At 42.0% G+C, this 23547-nt stretch carries 23 protein-coding genes and 2 pseudogenes; 12 read left to right on the forward strand and 13 right to left on the reverse strand.

The features are described 5' to 3' along the window. Positions 1-92: 92 nt before the first annotated feature. Positions 93-245: pseudogene (locus V7K25_RS22430) on the forward strand (cupin domain-containing protein); the annotation flags it as partial. Positions 246-327: 82 nt separating this feature from the next. Here V7K25_RS22430 and V7K25_RS22435 read toward each other — a convergent pair. Both V7K25_RS22435 and cobJ read right to left on the reverse strand, forming a co-directional pair. After that, on the reverse strand, positions 328-819 hold the full coding sequence (locus tag V7K25_RS22435) for a DUF4174 domain-containing protein (RefSeq protein ID WP_335160702.1): 492 nt from the start codon (positions 817-819) through the stop codon (positions 328-330). A 129-nt stretch (positions 820-948) separates the two neighbouring features. Then, positions 949-2673, reverse strand: a complete 1725-nt coding sequence (gene cobJ / locus V7K25_RS22440; RefSeq protein WP_335160704.1) for a precorrin-3B C(17)-methyltransferase — start codon at positions 2671-2673, stop codon at positions 949-951. 176 nt (positions 2674-2849) lie between these two features. Between cobJ and V7K25_RS22445 the strand changes: the two genes are divergently transcribed. Then, on the forward strand, positions 2850-3098 hold the full coding sequence (locus V7K25_RS22445) for a helix-turn-helix domain-containing protein (RefSeq protein ID WP_100897345.1): 249 nt from the start codon (positions 2850-2852) through the stop codon (positions 3096-3098). Positions 3099-3139: 41 nt separating this feature from the next. After that, complete coding sequence (locus V7K25_RS22450; RefSeq protein WP_335160749.1) at positions 3140-3769, forward strand: restriction endonuclease; 630 nt, start codon at positions 3140-3142, stop codon at positions 3767-3769. An 11-nt stretch (positions 3770-3780) separates the two neighbouring features. Here V7K25_RS22450 and V7K25_RS22455 read toward each other — a convergent pair whose 3' ends face one another. From V7K25_RS22455 to V7K25_RS22470, 4 genes are all read right to left on the reverse strand, one after another. After that, positions 3781-4890, reverse strand: a complete 1110-nt coding sequence (locus V7K25_RS22455; protein ID WP_335160706.1) for a DNA-methyltransferase — start codon at positions 4888-4890, stop codon at positions 3781-3783. Between the two features lie 103 nt (positions 4891-4993). Further along, entirely contained in the window at positions 4994-5155 is a 162-nt protein-coding gene (locus V7K25_RS22460) for a type II toxin-antitoxin system HicB family antitoxin (protein WP_335160708.1), read from the reverse strand. An 81-nt stretch (positions 5156-5236) separates the two neighbouring features. Next, a complete protein-coding gene (locus tag V7K25_RS22465) occupies positions 5237-5626 on the reverse strand; it encodes a hypothetical protein (protein ID WP_335160710.1) in 390 nt (129 codons plus the stop codon). Between the two features lie 40 nt (positions 5627-5666). Beyond that, entirely contained in the window at positions 5667-7175 is a 1509-nt protein-coding gene (locus V7K25_RS22470) for an acyl--CoA ligase (protein ID WP_335160712.1), read from the reverse strand. Positions 7176-7399: 224 nt separating this feature from the next. On the opposite strand from V7K25_RS22470, the gene V7K25_RS22475 reads away from it, so the two are divergent. Both V7K25_RS22475 and V7K25_RS22480 read left to right on the forward strand, forming a co-directional pair. Next, positions 7400-8476 carry a glycosyltransferase family 4 protein gene (locus V7K25_RS22475; RefSeq protein WP_335160713.1) on the forward strand — a complete coding sequence of 359 codons (1077 nt, stop codon included), beginning with the start codon at positions 7400-7402 and terminating at the stop codon, positions 8474-8476. A gap of 66 nt (positions 8477-8542) precedes the next feature. Further along, entirely contained in the window at positions 8543-9319 is a 777-nt protein-coding gene (locus tag V7K25_RS22480; protein ID WP_335160715.1) for a WecB/TagA/CpsF family glycosyltransferase, read from the forward strand. Between the two features lie 697 nt (positions 9320-10016). Here the strand turns inward: V7K25_RS22480 and V7K25_RS22485 are convergent. Then, positions 10017-10299 (reverse strand): annotated as a pseudogene (locus V7K25_RS22485) (helix-turn-helix transcriptional regulator); the annotation flags it as partial. Between V7K25_RS22485 and V7K25_RS22490 the strand changes: the two are divergent. From V7K25_RS22490 to V7K25_RS22510, 5 genes are all read left to right on the forward strand, one after another. Then, positions 10260-10460, forward strand: a complete 201-nt coding sequence (locus tag V7K25_RS22490; protein WP_335160751.1) for a hypothetical protein — start codon at positions 10260-10262, stop codon at positions 10458-10460. The pseudogene V7K25_RS22485 and the gene V7K25_RS22490 overlap by 40 nt on opposite strands. A gap of 370 nt (positions 10461-10830) precedes the next feature. Then, a complete protein-coding gene (locus V7K25_RS22495; protein WP_335160717.1) occupies positions 10831-11196 on the forward strand; it encodes a hypothetical protein in 366 nt (121 codons plus the stop codon). A 74-nt stretch (positions 11197-11270) separates the two neighbouring features. Then, on the forward strand, positions 11271-11396 hold the full coding sequence (locus V7K25_RS22500) for a hypothetical protein (RefSeq protein ID WP_335160719.1): 126 nt from the start codon (positions 11271-11273) through the stop codon (positions 11394-11396). Between the two features lie 84 nt (positions 11397-11480). Further along, entirely contained in the window at positions 11481-11672 is a 192-nt protein-coding gene (locus V7K25_RS22505) for a hypothetical protein (protein WP_335160721.1), read from the forward strand. Positions 11673-12194: 522 nt separating this feature from the next. Then, positions 12195-13697, forward strand: a complete 1503-nt coding sequence (locus tag V7K25_RS22510) for an SIMPL domain-containing protein (protein ID WP_335160723.1) — start codon at positions 12195-12197, stop codon at positions 13695-13697. Between the two features lie 337 nt (positions 13698-14034). Here V7K25_RS22510 and V7K25_RS22515 read toward each other — a convergent pair whose 3' ends face one another. The 4 genes from V7K25_RS22515 to ligA all read right to left on the reverse strand — a co-directional run bounded on the left by V7K25_RS22515 (position 14035) and on the right by ligA (position 18122). Next, the gene (locus tag V7K25_RS22515; protein ID WP_335160725.1) at positions 14035-14280 is read right to left on the reverse strand and encodes a hypothetical protein; all 246 of its coding nucleotides are present in this window, start codon (positions 14278-14280) and stop codon (positions 14035-14037) included. A 34-nt stretch (positions 14281-14314) separates the two neighbouring features. Further along, positions 14315-14545, reverse strand: a complete 231-nt coding sequence (locus tag V7K25_RS22520) for a DUF6737 family protein (RefSeq protein ID WP_335160727.1) — start codon at positions 14543-14545, stop codon at positions 14315-14317. A gap of 297 nt (positions 14546-14842) precedes the next feature. Then, on the reverse strand, positions 14843-15811 hold the full coding sequence (locus V7K25_RS22525) for a TauD/TfdA dioxygenase family protein (RefSeq protein WP_335160729.1): 969 nt from the start codon (positions 15809-15811) through the stop codon (positions 14843-14845). A 274-nt stretch (positions 15812-16085) separates the two neighbouring features. Then, on the reverse strand, positions 16086-18122 hold the full coding sequence (ligA, locus tag V7K25_RS22530; protein WP_335160731.1) for an NAD-dependent DNA ligase LigA: 2037 nt from the start codon (positions 18120-18122) through the stop codon (positions 16086-16088). Between the two features lie 698 nt (positions 18123-18820). On the opposite strand from ligA, the gene V7K25_RS22535 reads away from it, so the two are divergent. Beyond that, positions 18821-19771, forward strand: a complete 951-nt coding sequence (locus V7K25_RS22535) for a hypothetical protein (protein ID WP_335160733.1) — start codon at positions 18821-18823, stop codon at positions 19769-19771. Positions 19772-20021: 250 nt separating this feature from the next. Beyond that, positions 20022-20288, forward strand: a complete 267-nt coding sequence (locus tag V7K25_RS22540) for a hypothetical protein (protein ID WP_335160735.1) — start codon at positions 20022-20024, stop codon at positions 20286-20288. Positions 20289-20618: 330 nt separating this feature from the next. Here V7K25_RS22540 and V7K25_RS22545 read toward each other — a convergent pair whose 3' ends face one another. Together V7K25_RS22545 and V7K25_RS22550 are read right to left on the reverse strand one after the other, a co-directional pair. Further along, positions 20619-22232, reverse strand: a complete 1614-nt coding sequence (locus V7K25_RS22545; RefSeq protein WP_335160737.1) for an NAD(P)/FAD-dependent oxidoreductase — start codon at positions 22230-22232, stop codon at positions 20619-20621. A 198-nt stretch (positions 22233-22430) separates the two neighbouring features. After that, entirely contained in the window at positions 22431-23456 is a 1026-nt protein-coding gene (locus tag V7K25_RS22550) for a S66 peptidase family protein (protein ID WP_335160739.1), read from the reverse strand. Between the last annotated feature and the right edge of the window lie 91 nt (positions 23457-23547).

The following is a 23547-nucleotide window of genomic DNA, read 5'->3' on the forward strand; positions in this document are numbered from 1 at the left end:
TCAGGATGCTTTAAGGCTGACTTGAGAATATTTTTAACCTCTAATTCCTTTTGATTTGCGTTCTCTCTTATCGCTTTTAGTCTAAACTCCAGTCAGGAGTAATTCATATAGATGGTAGAGAATACCCCCTGCTTCCAGGGAACTGCGTAGCGATAGAACCTGGAGAAGTACACGAAGTTGTCAACAGTGGTTCAACTGAGCTTGTTTTGACCTACTTTGGTTTGCGAGTAGAAAAATCAGCGTAATTACGCTGAGATTATCCGATTAAATCTTACAGTGCAAGTAAATATCTATCAGGAATATTGCTAGTTGTATGAGCAATTTTAGTTACTTTCTGCGTCGCTCTTGCATTTCTTGCTGACGCATGGGCATAGCGTCAATTTCTTCAAAAATTGCTGTCGCCTGCACTGGTGTAGCATCACTGCGCTTAACACCACCATCTTTGCCCACCAAAATCACGCGGAAATTTTCTTTGTCAACCCCAAAAGACTCGCGCAACTTGGTAGCAGAAGAATCATCTATTGGCTGTTTGTTGGCATAGCTTTCATCTGTTGCCAAAACCTGAACGAGAACTAAATCCCGATCTGCAAAACCCCTGTTATGCTTTTGCAATAGTTGCATTTGCTGTTGATAGATATGGTTATCAACAGACGGTGCAAAGACTAGTAGCACACGGTTTTTCCATTTTTGGGAACTGAGGTTGAATGAAGACATTTTGATGGCATGATTAATTGAACTTTGGACAGTATCAGCTTTGCTAACTGGTGACAAAACTATACACACTAATAGGGGAAGGGCAATTAATACTGAATTATTCATAATGGGTTGTTGTCTGTTTTCTATCCTCTTAACCTATCATTATCCCCACTTTTTCTCTATCTGTTGATGGTTTTGTATTAGGTTAAGTAGGTTGGTGAAAATCACTCATAACAGCGCTGATCATGGCTACTATTCGCTATAGCGACGCGGCGTATAAACCCAGATATTACCATCGCTGCGCTTGATAATTCGGGTTTTTGTGGAACCAACGAGAATAATTGTTCGCATATCAGCGCTTGCTGGTGCTAACTGGTCAAGTGTAATCACTTTCACCGTCTGTCCTGGTCTACCGAGATTCCGGGCCAATACTACTGGGGTATCGGGTTTTCTATGTAGCAGCAAAATATTTCTCGCTTCTGCCAGTTGCCAGGTACGCTCTTTGGAAACAGGATTGTAGAAAGCAATTACGAAATCAGCCTCGGCAGCAGCAGCAATTCGTTGTGCGATCGCAGACCAAGGCTTTAAGATGTCAGACAGGGAAATAACACAAAAGTCATGTCCAAGGGGCGCACCAATGGCTGCTGCTGCTGCCTGCATGGCGGAGATGCCTGGGGCTACATGAATGTTGATAGTGTCCCATTCAGGTTTGGCATAGCGATCGCATACTTCAAAAACTGCTGTTGCCATTGCATAGATACCGGGGTCACCAGATGAAACTACAGCTACATATCGCCCAGATGCGGCCAAATCAAGGGCCATTTTTGCCCGTGCTTCTTCTTCGCGGTTGTCAGACTCATGCCGTTGCTTGCCATCAGCCAGAGAACCAACTAAATCTAAATAAGTTTTATAACCCACTAGGTCAGTTGCCGACTTGAGTATCTCCTTGACTTCGGGAGACATCCACTGCGATCCACCAGGGCCTGTACCAATAATCGCTAACCGTCCGCGTGGTTGACCGATGGTGTTGGGGTCAATTGGTTGAGGGGCAATGGCGATCGCAATGTCGGGAGATGAGGAAGATAAGGGAGATGTCCCTGTAGCTGCGATCGCTACTGCTTGGGCGGGGCTATAACCTTGTGATAACAGACTTTCTAGCTGATTTGGGGTAAAAAAGCGGGCAGGCACTCCGAAGGCGTTAGCTACGGCGTGGATTGCGGGATCAGCTGCGGCGGTGATGGGTGCAAATATCCCGGCGACTGATGCTTTTTCTAGTTTGGCATCAGCTAGTAGCTGCTGTACTAAAGCTACTGCATCATCAATGATGTCACTAATTGCGATCGCGATCGTTGCTGGGTGGTAGACAAGGCAGTTGGCTGTAGGAGTCACCAAACGTTCCGTAACTTGAATGGTCAAATCTCCCTGTGGATCTATGGGCAATTTACTATGGCTCAACCAAGGTGCTGTGCCTTCTAACTTGACTTGTGTCCCGGCTAGCAAATCGGAGATAAATTTCTTCGCATCGTCTGGGTTTGCCAAATGGTATCCGGGGGGAGGAGATAACAGCGTTGTACCCAAACGTATATCGCCTGTGGTCGTAATTGCAGGTTTGATATCAAGGGCTTCAGCAATGCGACGGGCTAAATCGTTTACCCCACCAAGTCCACCCAAGAGGGGAACAACAGCACTACCATCTTCAGCCACAGCTAACACTGGTGGTTCCTGTTGTTTATCTGAGAGTACGGGAGCTAATGTCCTAATCAAAATGCCGGCGGCACAAATGCCAATTAGCGGCGTTCCCTGAGCAAATAACTCGCGCAACGTCTCGCCAAAGTTATTAAAGCTGACATCAACTCCCGATGTGCGATCGGCTAGACCGTATAGTGTCGCCCCTGGTAGCACAGTAATTATTTTGCGTGCTACTGTCACGCTATTTTGACCTAGTATTACAATGGCGGGTGCAACGTTCATCAACATAAGTAGATATCTTGCAAAATTTGATATCCTTCAAATCAAAGCACAGATTTAGATATACTTAAAAACCTATTTTGGGTTTATCCCATATTAGGTTTTAGAATTTAACTGAGTTCAGCAATATGTCATAACTCTCATCGAGATCGAATAAACCATCGCCAGAAAAAAGGCAAGCTAAAGTGCCTAAATCAGTTTTCAGCGAAGAGTACAATCGGTTTCGCCAGCTACTTATCGAAGCCCGAAAAGCTGCCAAGCTCACTCAAGCAGAGTTGTCAGCAAAGCTAGAGCTTCCGCAATCCTATGTATCAAAGTATGAACGTGGAGAGCGTCGTCTTGACGTGATTGAATTTTTACAAGTTGCCCAAGTGCTTGAAATAGATCCGCTTGCTTTTATAGAAGAACTTTTGAAATACCAAAAGGAGACATAATAATCATTATTCAATATGTTGACTTTAACTCAGCAGATACAATCATTAATAACCAATATAAGAACGAATGGCATGAGATTAGTACTAGTCTCACTAGAATGCCTTTGCACATCAAAGCTTCAGATCAAGCTGGAATTCAGGGTAATGCAATATTCGATCCAGTAGGTACGAACGAATACATTAAAGCTGCCTTTATCGATGATGGTTGGCAATCAAATATACTTATTCCCGCACCGTACAGATTTTTGGGTACAGAGGTTGATTTTGCCAAAGCTGGCATCATCATTGAAATTCAATTTTCTAATTATCCCTTCCTACTCAATAACACCTTGCGCTCAGAATTGTTCTTCAAAGCTAAAACTGAATTTGTTGGATACCCGACTAATTTAGTAATTTTAGTGACAAAGGCTTTAATGTTTCCTGCTTCCAACAGCACTCTTTATTATGAGCAAGCTGTTAATCAGTTAACAGCTTTGACTAAATACCAAGTTTTTGATGTACCAATCAGGCTGGTTGGATTATTTGAACAACAAAATACAATAGTGCCTATCATCTGGACTGAGTATTCATCTAAAAGATATTCTAGAACTGTGAATACTAGAATCAATCGCCAATGCCAAATCATTGCTGGACGTTCAGCCCGTAGTCGCTGCCTATTTAACTTATTGTAAAAATTAATCTATTAGCTCCATAATCTTAATTCAATTTGTTCTATTTCTTCTACTTGTTTTACTATTTTATTTTGCAAAGAGGTCTTTTTACCATTACCATTAAGCTTTCGATCTACTGGAATCTCTTCACCTCTTAGATTAGCTGCAAAAGCAGATTCTTCATAGATTAACCTATCTTCCATTTCTTGTAAGTGATACTCTTCTGGATAAATTTTTGCTTTACTGCGTTCTGAAGCCTTATTTCCTACTTGCACATCAAATTTAAATTTATCAATAGATTGACCAGTTTTTTCAACATAATCGCGTAAAGTTTTTAAATTTGGAAAAAAACCATTTTTATCTGGATTGCCACTGAGACGACGCAATGCAACTTGATGATATTTTGGTTCAATTTCTGAGCCGATAAAATGGCGTTTATGATCTCTCGCAACCACTGCCGCAGTACCAGAACCCATAAATGGATCTAAAACAATATCATTTTTGTTAGTTGTAGCTAATATAATTCGAGCTACCAAGTCTTCTGGAAATTGGCAAGGATGTATAGTTTGTTCTTCATGGTTATGTTTAACATTCCGAAATAGCCAAATATCACCAGGATTTTTCCCTTCTGGATTGCATGAAAGTTCACCTTTTCGATTTCCCCGATAATGTTTTTTATTTTGATACTTTTGGGGAACTCTAATAGCATCCAGATTAAATTTATAGTTATCCGATTTAGTAAACCAAAGAATAGTTTCATGTCTACAAGAAAACTTTTTCTGGGCATGAAGACCATGTTGCCTAGCCCATATAATTCGGTTGCGAGGAATTAATCTGCATGACTCTAAAATCGGAAAAAAGCGAATATCCAGAGGAATCAGCATTCCTCGGTCAGAAAAAGCACCAACTTGCCAAAATAGCGAACCTGTATTTTTAAGAATCCGGCTACATTCAAGCAAAACGGTTGTTTGTTCTGCCAAATAGATATCAAGAGCCTGCCTTGATTCGTATTCTTTGCCTAGATTATAAGGTGGAGAGGATACAACTAAGTCAACACATTCATCTGGCAGATTACTAAGCAGTTGTAAGCTATCCTCTAAGAGAATCTGGTCTAAGGGTAGATTCTCTCTATTAGTCTTCATTACGATACCTACCTTACAATTAATACTAGACTTTCGTCATCATAACCTATTTTAGGTTATCAACCAGTTCAACGTCTTTGGGTATAGAACGTCCTTGTTCTTTCTATTCTTCCTGAATCATTTCAAAAACATAGACAAGTTCAGCACGGGCCTCATCTGGCGTTTCTCCCCAAGCGTGACAACCGGAAATCAATGGTACATAGGCAACAAACGTACCATTGTTATCGGGACGGATAACAGTGGTGTAGTCTTGTAAAGACTTCATGGGGATAGCTGCGAGTTTGAGTTACACCTTTAATTTACAGCGATCGCCTCTTTAAAAAAATGCGATCGCTTGCTTCTTATTTCAATTAGCTTTCCGCTCTTTAAGGACTTGATCTAGCAAGTTTCTAGCCGATTGTGCTTTAGCCAACGCTATTTGATGGTCATTATAAGCCCGAACAAGACGAGAAAGACTGCTCACACCTGCCTTAAGCTGCTCAAGTTCTTCACCAGCAACCAGTTCCCCATCAAGCATCCGCCCAATTAACGGTTTGATGTCACCCACTTCCTGCCGAACTTTTTGGAGTTTTTCTAGGCTACTCAGTAAGGTTTTGAGTGAATTCAAGATGTCGTCAATATCCTGAACATCCTCCACTGCTTCCGGTAAATCTTCAATTGTCACTGTATCTTCATCTGATATTGTAGGCAATTCCTGTGCAGACATTTCACTTGTAACCCCGTTTGCTCGTGCCATCAAAGCTTCCTCAAGGAATTTTCCTTAGTGTATCGCTGATTCAGACTATGTTAAGCAATTTCGCCATAGCCAACCGTTGCAGTTTGCCGGTAGCACCACGAGGTAGTTGATCCAAAATGTGAATTTGCTTGGGAACTTTGAAGTCTGCCAGCATGGTTGAACAGTAAGCTAAAAGTTCTTTTTCGCTGACTTCTCCCTTGAGGACAACAGCAGCGTGGATATCTTCTCCTAAAGATTTGTGGGGGACGGCAAAGGCTAAGGCTTCGGCGACGGCGGGATGGCGCAGTAAAACATCATCCACTTCTAAAGGAGAAATTTTTTCTCCACCCCGATTAATCAATTCTTTAATGCGTCCAGTCAAGCGGAGGTAGCCGTCTGCATCCAGTGTTCCCTGATCCCCTGTGCGGAACCAACCGTTTACAAAAGCTGTGGCGTTAGCTTCCGGGTTGTTTTCGTAGCCATCTATGACATTGGGTGCTTTTACTACCACCTCGCCCAAGCTTCCTTGAGATAATAGGTTGCCTTCGGAGTCCATAGTGCCGACTTCTACACCGAAACCATAACCGACAGTACCCGGTTTCCTGACTTTTGGCGGTAGGGGGTTGGTAGTCATTAAGTGAGATGCTTCAGTCATGCTGTAAGATTCCACCACCGGAGCATTAAGAGTTGCCTCTAGTTGTTCAATGATAATTGGGGGCAAGGGAGCGCTACTAGAGCGAATGAAACGAAAGCGGTTAGCTTTGACAATTTCTGTGTTGCGGCTAGCGCGGGCCAAAATTGTTTGATGCATGGTTGGCGCTGCGGAGTACCAGGTAGGTTTGTAGATATCTACCAGTTTCCAAAATTCCAAGGCATTAAAACCATTGGGACAAATTAATGTGCCGCCCGATGCGAGAGTTGCCAGCAAACAGCCCACCAATCCGTGAATGTGGAACAGGGGCATTAAGCAAAGTGTAGTGTCAGCTGCTGTGAGTGAGTAAGCACCAATGATGTTGTTGGCTGAGGCGATTAAGTTGCGATGACGAATTGGCACACGCTTGGGACGGCTGGTGGTGCCGCTAGTGTGGAGAATCATCGCTAAATCATCGGCGTTGGGGGCTGCGGGATTCGAGGATTCTGCTGGTTCTGAGCCTGTTTTAACTAATTCAAAGCTCAGTGTACCGTCAGAGTTTACCTTGGCATTAATCAGTATCATGTCGGATATGACGGCGGCAATGGCTGCTTTTGGCGACTCAGACAACGTAATCAGTGCTTTTGCTTGGATATCTTCGTAATAGAAGGCAAATTCTTCTTGTTTGTATTTAGGATTTAAGGGTGCAGCAGTGCCACACAGAGCGGCAGCCAAAAAGGTAATAGCCATTGGTGAACCGTTAGTCATGGCAATAGCAATGCGTTCGCCTCGTTTCAATCCAAAGCTGTTGAGTTGCGATACCAGTCCAACAATATTCTCGCGCAATTGCTTGTAGGTTAGCGATCGCTCCTCTCGCTCCTCAGGCGTAACTAGGGCTAGATGATTGTCTTCCCCCGCTAAAAGCTCAAATAAGTTCATTAGTTTTTCCGGTCTGTCAAGAGATGATTCAATCAGTTTTAAGAATAAATTACACGCCACGGGTAAACAACCTTTAGCCCGGACTTTGCGAGATAGTAATATTTATTACATGAAAACTGTTAATGACTATCATTGACAAATAGATAAGTTAATCATAGTTTAAGTAGGGTGTGCCGTACATAAATATTTAATGAATTTATCTACCCTAAATAAGCTCTTTTGTTATGAGTCCTATAAAGATTACTATGTTAGGCGAAAGCTTGGAGCGGCAAGGTGGAATAGTTTCCGTGCAAAAGCTCATCCTTGAAGAAGCCACTGAAGCTACTTCCGATATTAAATTTACACATATAACTACTTTACCGAATGGCTCTGCTCCTCAGAAAGTATTAGTGTTTGTGCAGGCAATAGTGGAGTTATTTTGGAACTTATTAAATAAAAAAGCCGATCTAATTCACGTTCATGTTTCAGAGAGAGGTAGCGCTTTTCGTCACTCAATCACTAGTGTAATTTGTTGGCTATTTAAAAAACCGCTAATTATTCATGCTCATAGTGCTGACTTTCATTTGTTTTACTCTGAGCTTCCTCAATTGCTTAAGCAATGGCTCAGTTGGTCTTTTAGAAAATGTACGCGTTTTATTGTTTTATCAGATAGCTGGAAAAAATTCTATATCGAAAATCTTGGTTTGAAGCCAGAGCAAGTTATTGTTCTTCCTAACGCGGTAAGAATTCCTGCCCAAATTCCACAGCATATAGATTCCAATCAGGTATTTTTCTTATTTCTAGGGCGCATTGGTCAGCGCAAAGGTGCATTTGATTTAATTAACGCATTCGCTTCTCTACCTGCCCAAGAGAAAAGTAAAGCAAAGTTGACTATGGCAGGGGATGGAGATGTAGAAAAAGCTCGTAGTTTGATTGAAACTCTAAATCTTGTTGACCACATCACTATCCTTGACTGGGTAGACAAAGAAAAACGCGACGAGCTTTTAGCTAAAGCTGATGTATTTGTTTTACCTTCTTACAACGAAGGTTTGCCGATGGCACTACTAGAAGCAATGAGTTGGGGTTTAGCTGTCATAACTACTAAAGTAGGAGGGATACCTGAAGTCGTTACTCAAAACCAGAATGGTTTATTACTTAATCCAGGTGAGATTCAACAGTTGTCAGAAGCAATGCAATCTTTAATTGCAGATAAGAATTTGAGAATATCTTTAGGAAATAATGCAAGGATAAGTGTTAAACACTTGGATATCAACAATTATCTTACATCCTTAAAATACATTTATGCATCAGTGGTAGGTTAAGAGCCATATTCTGATGATCATTGATTAACCATAAGTTTGTGTAAAGTAGACAAAGAGGAAATAACAATGGATACGAAAACTTTCCCTGAAATCAAGTTGTTTGATACAAGATTCCATAAAGTTAAAGTACAAGAATTAATCGATTATTTAGTAGAATCAGTCAAAAAACCAAAAAAGACAATTGTCGAAAATGTGAATATTAGAGCTATGAATTTTGCTTATGAAAAGTCTTGGTATCGAGATTTTTTAAATAATGCAGATTTAGTATTTTGCGATGGATTTGGTGTATTATTAGCGGCTAACTTAAGCGGTTATTCGCTGGATTCTGCACATCGCATGACAGCACCAGATTATATAGAAGATTTAGCATTAAAATGTGAAAAAGAAAATATTTCTTTGTTTTTATTAGCTGGAAAACCCGGCGTAGTGGATGAAGCAATTACAAAGTTGGTATCAATTGCACCAAAGCTTCGGATAGACGGACATCATGGTTACTTTGATAAATCAGGAAAAGAGAATGATTTAATAATAGAAAAAATTAATAATTTTAGACCAGATATTTTATATATTGGTTTTGGTATGCCATTACAGGAACGGTGGATTTTAGATAATTTCAATAAAATTGAAGCTAGTGTATTTTTACCTTTAGGCGCGTGTCTAGATTTTTATACTAACTCTACATATCGTGGCCCCGAGTGGTTGACGAATAATGGCTTCGAGTGGTTAACACGCTTAGTTACTGAACCTACTCGTCTCTGGGATCGTTATATCATAGGTAATCCATTGTTTTTTTATCGTTTATTTAAACAAAAAATCGCTCAAAAATTGGTAGCAAACCGCTAAAAGGTTGTTTGAAAATTCCTATTGCCGGTATAAAAAGTTTTAGATACGAATGGTACTAAGATAACGCCAAATCCATTATTTATAAGGCTTTTGGATGTGGGGTTGCAGGTTCGGGTGTGGGTAATTAAGAAGATGTTGAACTCCTTGACGTACTGGCATTGAAATTGTCTGAAACACTACACCCTACACCGCGATGCCCTAACGAGGTTTCACCTTTTCTTAGTGCCATTCGGATGTGGTAGATTTACCAATACCGCCTTTACCGTAGAAAGCAATCTGCCTAATTTTGTTGTCGGACATAATAATTTATCTTGCAATTGTTTGCTGAGTCTTGTTGTTTCATGAGCGATCGCTTCCACTACATGCGATCGCTTAACTTTGCAGCACAGTCCCGATCATCTCTGCGTATAAGCGCAGAGATGATTTGATATAGGGATCAAAGCCTGGAAAACTTGACCTAAGCATTATCAGTTGTTGTCACAAAATCCCAAATGGTTGCTCAAGCCTCAAGAGTGGTTACAGCAGGAATTCAAATTTATGCAGAGTTTTTCCCGATAACCAAACCAACCAAAAATGCAATCCACTCTAAATGGTCGCTACAACTTCCCCGATTTTGCTTGTGTCATAGCCGCCGAGAACTTCAAATTGCGAATGAACTAGCCGAGGTTATGCCGGGGAACCCGTCCACCGCAACTACCTCACCATCAGTTGGAATCATGTCGTAGCGAAAAGCATCCTTGCCAATCAAGGGATAAGCTATCAATTGTCCCTCAACCCTAGCCAGATCCCCAATTTGACAGCCAAGCGCTTTTGCTAGGCGGAGTGTAATCGCAACTGAGGACGCATATTGCCCTGACTCTACACCACTCACTAATTATCTGACGGGTAACACTAGCTATATTCGCCAAGTCTTGCTGGCTCATGCCTAGACGGGTTTTAATTGACTTCAAGCTATTACAAAGATTACTATCCTGCTTCATTGGCTTTAATCTCTCAATTTCAAAAAGCCGTAGCGGATTTAACTCCCATCTACCAACGCAAAAGCACAATCTTTGAATGTATAGCATTTTTATTCAAAGACATTTTGTGCGATGGCGTACCCGCCCTTTCCGGTGGCGATCGCACTCTTGATTCCCTCTAAAACCAGAATATCATAAATCTCGCCAATTTTATTGCGAATTGCAAAAATTTTTGCTCTGATTCATCCACCACTTGCACAAGAGTTATTCTGGCTGCTTAATTCTTTTTTCAGTAACTTCGCTTTATACCAATTAATTTGATTTAAAGCAGCGATTGATACAGTTTTAGTAATCGGTTTCAGCTTTGATGCTTGATAGGAAAGTAACAAAAGCCGTAGAAAACTTACCAACAAATTCTGCCGCATGGGTAAATTTTACCCCAACTAAAAATTGTTAATTTTACTCAGATAAAAATGCAGACAGCATTAGCAGTGCTGCGTCACTTTTACTGTGCATAAATGAGATGAAATTACAGTTTTTAGCAAAAAAATAATGGAGAAAGTAATGATTACCGAAGAAGACTTAGCCCAACAATTTACCCTTATTATTGAGCAAGCTCACCCAAGAGCGTGGAAATTACTAAACCAGTGCTATGTAAAAGTGCTAAATTCTAAATCAAAAGGCGTGTATATTCCTCATGCCAAATATATAAGGATTTACTGTCCTGACAGACTGATTGCTGCTATAGTGGCAGAAAAAAACTTACTGATAGAAGTGGCAGAATATCTGGGTTTAGTTGAAGTTGTTTGCGTAAATGCTACAAATTTGTTACACGACCCTAAATCGCAGGTTAAGAAGGTTTGTCCTCAATTATGGTTAGATTTGCAGTGGATTGTTACGCAAAATCAAGAATTATAAAAATTATATTTTTGCGTAGTATTAATTCTGCAAAATCCTCAGCTTCTTAATTTATTAAAACGTACAAAAATTTTATGAATCAGCCCTACCTATCTCCAGATGATTTGCCTTCTAATCTGACAATTCAATTGAGTGAAATACTTTTTAGACAACTTGAAGAAGCGACGAAGAAAAACTTTTTCTTAGCGAGCGATGTCTGACGACAAGCCGCTCCGCGTCTACGCATCACACGCATTTTATTGTCAAGTTGCCATTGGTATTTCAAAATTAATAGTGGGATTCTGATGTTAATCATGATTTGCCCAGATATAGAAACTTATCAGAACATCATGAGAACTGTTCCCCAATTCACCGACATGTTAAAAAGATTTACTAACAGAGGTCGAATTACTGTTAGCCCTCCATCTGATAAAGGTATCCCTTGGGTACTCAGCATAGATGAAATATTGCCTGAAGAAGACTTACCCACTACCTGATGAATAGATTATCTATCCAAAATAACTCACTTGGCTGACGAACTTGTTACGTAATATTAAGTTGTGGTGGCGTTAAAAAATTGCATTCACTACTGCTGACATATCAACACTGCGTTTTCTACCGACTTTTTTAGCTGCTGGAATTAGTTCCGATAGCAATTTTCACTCCGATTAAGTTAAGTTACTTAGGTATGATGGATTCATGGCTGTCGTAACGCTGTCATACTTAAGTATTTTTTCCTACTGACAGGATAACGTTAAGTGGGCTTTCTTACTTTTTAGACATCCTCTTAGCTCGACTTTAGACATTTTTTGGGAACACTCAAGCTGACGCTAAAACCTTTGTGGGATAGTAGCATTATTTTTTCGATTTCACCAAGAATCAGTGACATCGAAAAAGTTTTTGCCAAAAAGCTAGGATTTTTGCCGTATCAACAAAACCGAGTTCTTAATTTTGGATAAAGTCGAGCTTAGATTAAAACATCAACAGGTTTCAAACATCATTTAAGCAAGGAAAATAAGATGACTAACACAAATAATCTCACAATTGCGAGTAAGCAGGCTCTTGTGATCATCCCTCCCCTGACTGGTAGCACTAATCCAAATACTGCTGAAAAATTGGAAGTTACTGGTCAAGGAGAAGTTAACGTTCCCACTACTTTAACCGAGGTACAATTGGGGATTCAAATACAGGGAAAAACCTCAACCGAAGTTCAAGAAGAAACTGCTCAACGTTCAGCAAAGGTAGTTGATGTGTTGCAAAAGCTTGGGGCGCAAGAACTTCAAACTACATCTATTCAACTAAATCCCGTCTATAAATATGATAAAGATGGTAATCAAACTCTAATCGGCTTTAGTGAACTCAACACACTTCAGTTTGAGTTACCAACGGCTCAAGCTGGAGGAGCAATTGACAAAGCTATCCAAGCAGGTGCGAATCTAATACAAAATATAACCTTCACTGCTTCAGACGAAGCATTGCAGCAGGCACGCTTGCAGGTTCTTAGCGAAGCGGCTAAAGACGCCCAAACTCAGGCTGGGGTTGTTTTTAGTACTTTGCAGTTAACCCCCGGAAAGATTATTGACATTAATATTAACTCAGCTAGCAATCCTAGCCCATCTCCTTTGCGGTTTCAAGCAGTAAATTCTTTTGCAGCAGATACTACAACTCCTATAATTGGTAGTCCTCAGACGATAAAAGCTAGTGTTTCTCTAGATATCGGTTATTCTCCAAATTCAGCAGGTACTCTCGCATCGGCTACTGATGATAATCTGACAGGTGCGATTAAGCAGGCTCTTGGGATTATCGATCCCCTGACTGGTAGCACTAATCCAAACACTGCTCAGAAATTGGAAGTTACTGGTCAAGGAAAGATCACCGTTCCCACTACTTTAACTGAGGTGCAATTGGGGATTCAAATACAGGGAAAAACCGCAACCGAAGTTCAAGAAGAAGTTGCTCAACGTTCAACAGCAGTAGTTGATGTGCTGCAAAAGCTTGGGGCGCAAGAACTTCAAACTACATCTATTCAACTAAATCCCGTCTATAAGAATGATAAAGATGGTAATCAAACTCTAAGCGGCTTTAGTGAACTCAACACACTTCAGTTTAAGTTACCAACGGCTCAAGCTGGAGGAGCAATTGACAAAGCTATCCAAGCAGGTGCGAATCTAATACAGAATATAAGCTTCACTGCCTCAGACGAAGCATTGCAGCAGGCACGCTTGCAGGTTCTTAGCGAAGCGGCTAAAGACGCCCAAGCTCAGGCTAATTCAGTTTTTAGTACCTTGAAGTTAACCCCCGGAAAGATTATTGACATTGATATTAACTCAGCTAGCAATCCTAGCCCATCTCCTTTGGAGTTTAATCTAGTAGCAGATAGAGCTTTTGCAGCAGGTAGTACAACTCCTTTAATTGGTGGCCCTCTGACGATAGAAGCTAGTATTTCTCTAGATATCGCTTATTCTTCAGCTCCAGCAGGTACTCCCAATCTAGCTCTTTATGGATTGCAGCAATCTACTTAATCAGGACTTACGCAACTGTCAAATAACTAGTACCGCAAGGCGGAAGTCAAAAGTCGAAAAGCTTTCATTGAAAGCGGCGTGAAACTCCATTTCCTTGTGAATGGAGAGGGATAGCCGCCCCAATCCCCATGCTCAAAAACTCCATCCCGCAAGTGGCGTGGAGTTTTTCATTTTGGGCTTTCTGGCTGTTTCAAATGGTAGGTTTATTTCCGCCGAGCTGTACTAGGCGATAAACATGGGAATATTTCGGAGGTTTTACTCGAATTAGGAATGAGGATTTATTAATTTCCAGATTTCCTGCATAGAAGCATTTGAGTGCTATGCCCCAGATAAAAAGTTATGGATCTAATTTAACCTCATTCCTTAGTACAGCTTTGCGTAAAATCGTAGCGTTTTTAATGCAAGGGGACGCATTGCCATTGTTAGCCGATGCGTTGCCATTGTTAGCCGATGCATTGTAATTGTTAACCGATGCATTGGCATTGTCAGCCGATGCGTTGCCATTGTTAGCCGATGCATTGGCATTGTTAGCCGATGCATTGGCATTGTCAGCCGATGCATTGGCATTGCAGGGTATTGCCAAATCTAATTCGCTACGAATAAATGAAATGCTGTACTTAGTCCTTATACGACTCCAAAATCCCACTGCGAATCATTAGTTGTGGCCAAAACAATACAAAAAATCCCATCCATATCATTACAGGGATAGAGACGAGAACTGTTAGCCAGATAGTTTTAAATAGTAACCAGCTACCACCAATCAAAGTTACACCTGTGAGAACTATAGACCAAGGTTGACACCACCAAGGTTTGTAGTTCCACGGGCTTACAGGCTTTTGTTCAGACATTGGTTTCTATTTAGTAAAGCTCCAAATTTTTCAGGACAGCTTGCCATCTTTATCAATCTTAAAGTGAAACGGTATAAGACGGTAAAGTTATATATATCTTGCACCTGTCCATTTTCCCGCCAGAGAATAAATTCTCTTGCTAATAGCGCAAGTCCACTCAAGTGGACTCCAATCCTTATTAATACCAATTCTGTAAAATAAATTATCCCAAATTCATTTATACGTTTGTAGGGCAGCACAGCTGTGCTACCCTACGATGGGATATTTTTTACTGGAAGTCCCTTAGCACTCTTTAGCTTACGAAAGCACTGGTTCTGCTTCCAACTTCTCAGATGTGTTCTTTAAGATGGTTGGTAATTGGCTATTGAACGCTTCACCTTCAACCACTTGCGATCGGAAACCATCGGGTCCGATTGGAACATCACCCGTTATGGTGGTGCGATAGAGGACGCGCTCGACTTCGATATGATCCAGATCCTGCGGGGCTAAATGCGAGGTGGCGCGATTGTCCCAGAAGGCAATATCACCGTTGTTCCATCGGAAGCGGGTGGTGTAGGCAGGCTTGGTGATCTGGTTGAAAAACAACTCAAGCAGCAGGTCGCTTTCTTGCCGTGATACGTCAAGAATGTGTGAGGTGAAGCCAGGATTCACGTACAATGCTCGTTCGCCTGTCTCAGGATGAACCCTGACGACTGGGTGTATTGAAACCAGGGGATTGGCTGCAATGCGCTGGGCAATTTTGCTATTGCTGGGCAGATTCAAACGCGCATTGAAGCGATGTTCGGCTTTCAATCCGTCTGCTAGCGCCCGCAGGGGTGCTGATAGACCCTCGTAGGCTGCGACTAAGTTAGTCCACTGGGTGTCACCACCGAAGCTAGGAACGTTAACCGCACGCAAAATCGATGCCGCAGGTGGGTTGACAACTGCTGTCACATCGGTATGCCAACGGCTCTCGTAACTGGAACGCCGCAGACCGTTGCGCCGTTCGTAACGGCTGCGGTCAATCGGCAATATTTCTGAGAAGCCTTCAATTGGCTCATCCTCGTGGGGATGCGCGTAGGTAACTTCGCCAAAACGAGCGGTGAACGCAACCTGTGCAGCATGATCGATGTTCTGACCGCGAAAGAACACGACTTTCCACTTCAATAGCGCTTGACGAATTTCTTTGACTGCATCATCGTGCAAGGGACGCGAAAGGTCTACGCCACTGATTTCGGCACCGATGAAACCGGCTACCTGCTTGACTTCAATGTGTTTGTTGCTCATGTGAATTCTCCATAGTTTGATCTATAGGGCAGTCTTCGCACTCGTTCGTTTCCTTTGATATGTGCTTGCACTTAATCACTACATATCAAAGGAAGCGATCGCACTTGCAAAATATTATACGATAAATCTATCAACTTATAGTAGTATAAAACCATCCTATTTTTATACTTGCTCTAATTCCCTCCTAAAAAAGAGGGTTAGGGAAAATTAAGGCAGAAGTCAAGCGTAATAAACGTTAACAATTAATAAGCGTGACGCGTTTGCCAGATATGCATCAATCCTCAAGCATCTCCAACAACTGCGGCTCGCTTAATTGCGTAATTCCTAAGGACAGCGCTTTTTCTAATTTAGAACCTGCATCTTCGCCTACTACCAAATAATCTGTTTTTTTACTGACTGATTCAGTCACTTTCCCACCAGCTTTTTGAATCAAGGCCTTGGCTTCATCTCGCTTTAAGGTTGGCAATGTTCCCGTAATTACAAAAGTTTTACCTGCAAACTTTTGATTACCATCACCAACTATTTTTGTTTCCTCTGTGGCAACTAATTGCAATCCTTCTGCTTGTAAACGTTCTATTAACCTTTGGTTGGCATCAATCCGAAACCACTGGTACACAGATTGGGCAATTTCAGCACCGATACCGTAAATTCCTTCAATATCTGATTGCTTTGCTGTAGCTAACTGGTCTACTGTGAAATATTTCTGAGTCAACAATTGGGCATTCACGCTGCCAACGTGACGGATGCCTAGACCATACAATACCCTTGACCAAGGTTGGTTTTTCGATTGAGCGATCGCATCCACTAATTTCTCTGCCGACTTTTCCCCCATCCTTTCTAATGCACACAATTTATCTGCTGTCAACTCATACAAATCGGCAACAGAATGCACTAAACCTTTATCAACGAGTTGATGCACCAGCTTTTCGCCCAAGCCTTTAATATCTAAAGCATCACGACTTACCCAATGTTCAATAGAACCTTTGAGAATTGCTGCACAGGAAGCATTGACGCACCGAGTCACCGCCTCACCTGATTCTCGCACCACTGGTTGACCACAAACTGGGCAATGGGTGGGCATAACGAAAGGTTCAGTGTCAGAGGGACGGAGTTCTTTTAATACCCTCAGCACTTCTGGGATAATTTCTCCAGCCTTGCGGACAATGACAGTATCGCCAATGCGAATATCTAATTGAGTAATGCGATCGCTATTGTGTAAAGTAGCGCGAGAAACTGTTGTCCCCGCCAGTTGCACCGGGCGCATCTCGGCTAACGGTGTTAACGCCCCCGTTCGCCCGACATTTACAGCAATATTTTCTACACGGGTGGGGGCTTCTTCAGCTGGGTACTTTAAAGCGATCGCCCAGCGAGGGAATTTCTGCGTAAACCCTAGCTGTTCTTGAAGTTTAAAAGAATCCAGCTTTACTACTACCCCATCAGTCATGTAGGGTAAATTCAGCCGTTCCGTATCCCAGTATTCATAATATTTTGCCACTTCTGCGATCGAGGTACACAGTTTGTGGTTGGGGTTGACTCGAAAACCCATCTTTTCTAATAACTCCAATGCTTCCCATTGGGTATTGGCAATACTGGCGTCATCTCTACCAGGAATGTGCAAGGTATAGCCAAAGAAATCTAATCGCCGTTTAGCAACAATGCGCGAGTCTAGTTGCCTGAGTGTACCAGCTGCGGCATTACGGGGATTGGCAAATAATTGCTCACCTGCTTTTTGCCTTTCCTCGTTTATTTGTTTAAATACTTCCAATGGTAAAAACGCCTCGCCGCGTACTTCCACCCTTTCTAGAATTTCTAACCCTTCAAAATTCAAACGCAAGGGAATTGAGCGAATTGTCCGTACATTTTGGGTGATATCTTCACCCGTCACCCCATCACCCCTAGTTGCACCCCTAACTAGAATGCCATTTTGATAGGTAAGAGCCAAAGCAGAACCATCAATTTTGAGTTCACAGACATATTCCACCGAGTCTATTTTTGGTACTTGTCGCCGCCAACGCTGATCCCAAGCTTGCAACTCATCGATATTAAATGCATTCTCAAGACTGTACAAAGGGATATTGTGCCGCACCGAGCTAAACTGCGTTGCTGGCCTCTCACCCACGCGCTGAGTCGGACTATCGGGAGTCGCCAATTCTGGATATTGAATTTCCAGTTGTTGCAATTCTCGATATAGCTGGTCATAGACTGCATCCTCCATAATTGGAGCATCTAGGACGTAATAAGCGAAGCTTGCTTGTTGTAATAACTGGCGTAATTCTTCTGTACGCTTTATTTCAGGCTTAATCTGTGTCATTAGAATTATTACAAAATATCTAGGAATAAAATTTAAAGATGATCAAACCTGCTTTTGCAGCCTTTGTTTAGATAGCCATGAGTGACCGTCATTGAGTCAAAGTACTTCACATAAAAATTGGGTTTGGCTTATCATTTTGCCATTAGTAGAGGTACTTTGGGCAAACACGAGTACCGCAAGGCGGAAATCAACCTACCATTTCAAATGGCGAAAGAAGCTCGGAATACAATTATGCCTGAATGCATGACTTCTGCCTTGCGCCATTAGTACAGTTCGGCGTGCCTACTCTTTAACAAGTTGCTTTAAGCAAATTGTCTGGTTAATTGTGATGGTAGCTGGATTTGAGCCAAGCTGTACTACAGACTTTTCCAGGTTATTCGTCCCATCCATCGGTAGACTTAACATTTTATGTGTAGCGCTTCCTGACAATAAATCATTCTCTGCTGAATACTTTAATAAGTTTTTATTATGTATTTAATATAAAGCTCATAAGTATTACTTACTAAAAATTTTATAAAAATTTGCTAAAGATATACAAGCAAAAGATCAGTATCTAGAATTCCGTAATCGTTTGTAAATTAAGGGTATCTACCATTATCAGCACTGCTAGATGGTATTTTATAATACAAACAAATGCCAATCTATTTAGTTAGTGCAGCCCAAACAACCAATACTCTTTACAGATTTATTTTACTAATATGTTGAACCGCTCTTTAAAATTTATTGCTTCTAGTGCAGTCTTAGTTTCAACTTTAGCCAGTTCTGCTTTTGCCGCTCCCAGCAATATTGCTAGTAGTGTCAGCAATGCCCAGACAAACACAAAGGTACTTGCTCAAAATGTCATCCAGTTACAGAAAATTCCTCATAACACAATACAAGCGATCGCTAACGGACAAGACCGATACGCCGCTATTTGGGAGAAGTCTGGTGGTGGGGCTTGGCAAGCACGACATGGATTGACTTCAGCCCAGTATCAAGCAACTTTTGACAAACTAGTTGGTGAAGGATATCGCTTGGTTGATGTTAGTGGTTATGATGTCAATGGACAAGACCGATATGCTGCTATTTGGGTGAAGTCTGGTGGCCCTGCTTGGCAAGCGCGACATGGATTGACCTCAGCCCAGTATCAAGCAACTTTTGACAAACTAGTTGGTGAAGGATATCGATTAGTTCACGTTAGTGGTTATAGTGTGAACGGACAAGATCGATACGCCGCTATTTGGGAGAAGTCTGGTGGTGGGGCTTGGCAAGCACGACATGGATTGACTTCAGCCCAGTATCAAGCAACTTTTGACAAGCTAGTTAGTGAAGGATATCGGTTGGTTGATGTCAGTGGTTATGATGTCAACGGACAAGACCGATATGCTGCTATTTGGGAGAAGTCTGGTGGTGGGGCTTGGCAAGCACGACATGGATTGACTTCAGCCCAGTATCAAGCAACTTTTGACAAACTAGTTGGTGAAGGATATCGATTAGTTCACGTTAGTGGTTACCGTGTAAACGGACAAGACCGATATGCTGCTATTTGGGAGAAGTCTAGTAGTCCAGCTTGGCAAGCGCGACATGGATTGACCTCAGCCCAGTATCAAGCAACTTTTGACAAGCTAGTTAGTGAAGGATATCGATTAGTCGATGTCAGTGCCTACTAGTACAAGCATCTTTTCCCCTCTTAAAAAGGCTACGGTGTACACACAAGTCTTGTCACAGTAATAAATCTCGCACTACGTTTCTATCCCGCCCTGAACTACGGGACAGCGTGGGGCTGCTGTCGGAAATAGCTCAAATTTGGCGATTTGTATTATGGTTTAGCGATCGCTCCAGATTGCAAATGCCTTAAAAAAGTGTCAGTATGATCTGTGACTGACAATCTGCAATTTATTTATTGCTAAAAGGCTATTTATGTCAGACCAATTCACCTTTACTGTTACTAATAAAACTGAACTGACAATTACAGAGTTGTGGGTATCTATTGATGATGAAGAGTGGGCTTCATTTAACTTGGGTGAGTCAGGGATTCCATCAGGTGAAACAGCAACAATTGCTTGGGCTGAATATACGAATGGTTCGCCCTGTGAATGGTACATCTCTGCTGTATTTGAAGATGAATCAGAAACTGAGTCAGCCATATTTAACTTCTGTAAAGAACCAGCTTTAACAATCGGATAAATTCCCCACTGCGATCGCGCTTGATACATGATTGCATATTGACTCCAGACATAAAAACAACCATGTTCTTTTTTAACGAACCGCCTTTCCTTCTCTTCGAGAGGCTTCTCTAACGAGACGCTACGCGAACGCGCAGCGTCTCGTTAGAGAAGGACGCAAAGGACGCAAAGAGAAGAAAGAAATGCTTAACTGAACTGTATTGGTCTTTATTAATAACTAAATTTTAGTATCTTGCGTGATAAGTCTGACAATTTTTCCTGAGCAGAGAGGGTAAATAAAGTTCGTAGTAAGGACTTTAATTTATGGATTTTTAAGCACGTTTTGTGCTTACTACAAACTCACATTCTTCAAAATACTTAAAGCCACCGCTTCTGCTACCTTAATACCATCGATACCCGCCGAGAGGATTCCCCCTGCGTATCCTGCGCCTTCACCAGCCGGATAAAGACCGATTGTATTTAAACTCTGATAATCTTCTTTGCGTTTAATCCGAATCGGTGATGAAGTGCGGGTTTCTACCCCAGTCAACACGGCATCATCCATTGCAAATCCTTTAATTTGTTTGTCAAAAGCGGGAAGTGCTTCACGGATGGCTGCGATCGCATAATCTGGTAAAATCTCACTCAAATCACCCAAATGTACACCCGGTGTATAAGATGGCTTAACTGTACCAAATGCTGTAGAAGGGCGATGGTTGAGGAAGTCTCCTACCAACTGCCCTGGAGCTTCATAAGTTCCACCGCCTAACTCAAAAGCTAGTTCTTCCAAGCGCCGTTGGAAATCAATTCCCGCTAAGGCATTACCCGGATAATCTTCGGGGGTGATGCCCACAACGATCGCACTATTGGCATTGCGCTCATTGCGAGAGTATTGGCTCATCCCATTGGTGACAAGTCGCCCCGGTTCAGATGCGGCTGCAACCACCAAGCCCCCCGGACACATACAAAAACTATAGACGGAACGACCATTTTGGCAGTGGTGAACCAGTTTATAATCGGCAGCACCTAAAAGCTTATGACCAGCTTGAGCGCCGAAACGACATTGGTCGATGAGAGTCTGGGGATGTTCGACTCGAAAGCCGATAGAAAATGGTTTCGGTTCTATGTAAACTCCACGTTCAAATAGCATTTGGAAAGTATCACGGGCGCTATGACCTACTGCGAGAACTACATAATCACTGGCGATATATTCCCCACTGGCGAGGGTGACTCCCCGCACCTGTCCATTTTCGATGTTGATATCTTCCACCCGGCTTTGAAAGCGAATTTCACCGCCAAGGGATTCGATTTTAGCACGCATACTTTGGACGATTCCCACAAGTTTGAATGTGCCGATGTGCGGTTTGTTGATATAGAGAATTTCCGGTGAGGCTCCCGCATTAACGAGTTCGGTTAATACTTTGCGTCCATAGTGCTGAGGATCTTTGACTTGACTGTAGAGTTTGCCATCGGAGAATGTACCCGCTCCACCTTCGCCAAACTGGGCATTAGATTCTGGGTTGAAGTCTGATTTTTTCTTCCAAAAGCCAAAAGTATCAGCAGTGCGATCGCGAACTTTTTTGCCACGTTCTAAAATGATGGGACGGAAACCCATTTGCGCCAGCATCAAACCCGCAAATAATCCACAAGGCCCAGTACCAATGACGATGGGGCGAATTGTCAAATTGCTTGGTGCTTGTGCCACTGGGCGATAACTCATGTCTGGAGTCACCATTACATGAGGATCTTTTTTCAGGCGCTTAAGTAGATGAGTTTCCTGAATCGTTTCTACATCCAGAATATAAACAAGGGTAATCTCTCCTTTCTTACGGGCATCGTAGCTACGCTTGAAGATGGAATAGCTAATCAAATCTTCGTCTGTGATTTGCAGCTTTTTGAGGATGGCAGTCTTGATCTCATCTTCAGGATGATCAAGCGGAAGCTTTACTTCTGTTAGTCGTAACATAGCGAGGAGAAATGCATACTGTCTATCAAAATTTTAATCAAAATTACTGTGGCGCGGCTGATTTCCTTAAACCTCTCTCTGCCTTGAACTAAAATTCAAGTCTGTCTCTCTCCGAGTCGGAGAGGGACGGTTTTGCGTAGTAAAACCTTCTTAGAGGTCTTTTTATGATCGTCAATTCGACAGATAAGATATATCGCGTTAAACAAGACTAACAGCTGCCTCTAACATTCGTATTGTCCCAAGTTGAGCATTTATTTCCACTTCTACACCGATTGGCAAGGTAAATTTATCCTTAATATGACCAATCATTGAACCATACCAAGCAGGAATACCTAAAGGAAGTATGTGTTGTTGCAATACTTGCATTAATGTGAATGATGGTTCATCTCCAAGACTACATTTAGTGCATTGCCCAAAGATAAAGCCAGCAATTTGATTAAGTATCCCAGCAGTTTTTAATTGCGTCAGCATCCTATCTATACGATAAACATCCTCGCCAACTTCTTCCACAAATAGAATGCTTTTGTTCCAAGAAGGTAGGTAAGGTGAACCTACCATTGCTGATAAAACTGACAAGTTTCCACCCACAATTTTACCCCTCGCCTTTCCCGGTGCTATTATCTCCATCCGCACTTCGCTAGGGTTGAGATTTTGCATAGTCACAGCTTCAGCATTAAATAGAATGCGCTTGAAGTAATCCACTGTAAACTGATTCCAGGTAGAGGTAGCAACTGGCCCATGAAAAGTAATCATTTGACTACGGGCATTAATTGCTAACAACAGCGTCGTAATATCGCTGTAACCGATGATAATTTTTGGATGGGAGCGGATTAGCGAGTAGTTGAGCAGGGGTAAAATGCGATTACAACCCCAACCTCCACGCATGGGAATAATTGCTTTTATGGTGCGATCGCTAAACATCAAGTTTACATCATCGGCGCGATCGGCATCTTTACCAGCTAAATAGCCGTAACGATCTAAAATATGCTTTCCCAGCTTGACTTTTAACCCTAACTGTGAAAGTGATTGCTGCGCTGCTTCGATGTCTTTAGCGTCAACGATACCCGCAGGAGAAATCAATCCTACGGTATCGCCAGCTTGCAGGCGGGGCGGCTTGCTGCTGGCGTTTGGAGATAGTTTACCTTCAGCAGTAAATGCTGGTATCTGAGTGGCTAGGGTAGCTAGCCCACAGGTTGTGATAAATTCCCGACGTTTGATAAGCATAACTATTTAGTTGCGAATTAAAAAGTTAGATCCCCGACTTCTTGGAGAAGTCGGGGATCTTGACACCGCGAATTTTACAAATCAAATAGGA

The organism is Nostoc sp. (assembly GCF_036919495.1).
Lineage (GTDB): Bacteria > Cyanobacteriota > Cyanobacteriia > Cyanobacteriales > Nostocaceae > Nostoc.

Excerpts from the sequence above, each read along its gene's own strand:
- V7K25_RS22435 (WP_335160702.1), bottom strand. The coding sequence starts at position 819 with ATGAATAATTCAGTATTAATTGCCCTTCCCCTATTAGTGTGTATAGTT.
- cobJ (WP_335160704.1), bottom strand. The coding sequence starts at position 2,673 with ATGTTGATGAACGTTGCACCCGCCATTGTAATACTAGGTCAAAATAGC.
- V7K25_RS22455 (WP_335160706.1), bottom strand. The coding sequence starts at position 4,890 with ATGAAGACTAATAGAGAGAATCTACCCTTAGACCAGATTCTCTTAGAG.
- V7K25_RS22460 (WP_335160708.1), bottom strand. The coding sequence starts at position 5,155 with ATGAAGTCTTTACAAGACTACACCACTGTTATCCGTCCCGATAACAAT.
- V7K25_RS22465 (WP_335160710.1), bottom strand. The coding sequence starts at position 5,626 with ATGGCACGAGCAAACGGGGTTACAAGTGAAATGTCTGCACAGGAATTG.
- V7K25_RS22470 (WP_335160712.1), bottom strand. The coding sequence starts at position 7,175 with ATGAACTTATTTGAGCTTTTAGCGGGGGAAGACAATCATCTAGCCCTA.
- V7K25_RS22475 (WP_335160713.1), top strand. The coding sequence starts at position 7,400 with ATGAGTCCTATAAAGATTACTATGTTAGGCGAAAGCTTGGAGCGGCAA.
- V7K25_RS22480 (WP_335160715.1), top strand. The coding sequence starts at position 8,543 with ATGGATACGAAAACTTTCCCTGAAATCAAGTTGTTTGATACAAGATTC.
- V7K25_RS22495 (WP_335160717.1), top strand. The coding sequence starts at position 10,831 with ATGGAGAAAGTAATGATTACCGAAGAAGACTTAGCCCAACAATTTACC.
- V7K25_RS22500 (WP_335160719.1), top strand. The coding sequence starts at position 11,271 with ATGAATCAGCCCTACCTATCTCCAGATGATTTGCCTTCTAATCTGACA.
- V7K25_RS22505 (WP_335160721.1), top strand. The coding sequence starts at position 11,481 with ATGTTAATCATGATTTGCCCAGATATAGAAACTTATCAGAACATCATG.
- V7K25_RS22510 (WP_335160723.1), top strand. The coding sequence starts at position 12,195 with ATGACTAACACAAATAATCTCACAATTGCGAGTAAGCAGGCTCTTGTG.
- V7K25_RS22520 (WP_335160727.1), bottom strand. The coding sequence starts at position 14,545 with ATGTCTGAACAAAAGCCTGTAAGCCCGTGGAACTACAAACCTTGGTGG.
- V7K25_RS22525 (WP_335160729.1), bottom strand. The coding sequence starts at position 15,811 with ATGAGCAACAAACACATTGAAGTCAAGCAGGTAGCCGGTTTCATCGGT.
- ligA (WP_335160731.1), bottom strand. The coding sequence starts at position 18,122 with ATGACACAGATTAAGCCTGAAATAAAGCGTACAGAAGAATTACGCCAG.
- V7K25_RS22535 (WP_335160733.1), top strand. The coding sequence starts at position 18,821 with ATGTTGAACCGCTCTTTAAAATTTATTGCTTCTAGTGCAGTCTTAGTT.
- V7K25_RS22540 (WP_335160735.1), top strand. The coding sequence starts at position 20,022 with ATGTCAGACCAATTCACCTTTACTGTTACTAATAAAACTGAACTGACA.
- V7K25_RS22545 (WP_335160737.1), bottom strand. The coding sequence starts at position 22,232 with ATGTTACGACTAACAGAAGTAAAGCTTCCGCTTGATCATCCTGAAGAT.
- V7K25_RS22550 (WP_335160739.1), bottom strand. The coding sequence starts at position 23,456 with ATGCTTATCAAACGTCGGGAATTTATCACAACCTGTGGGCTAGCTACC.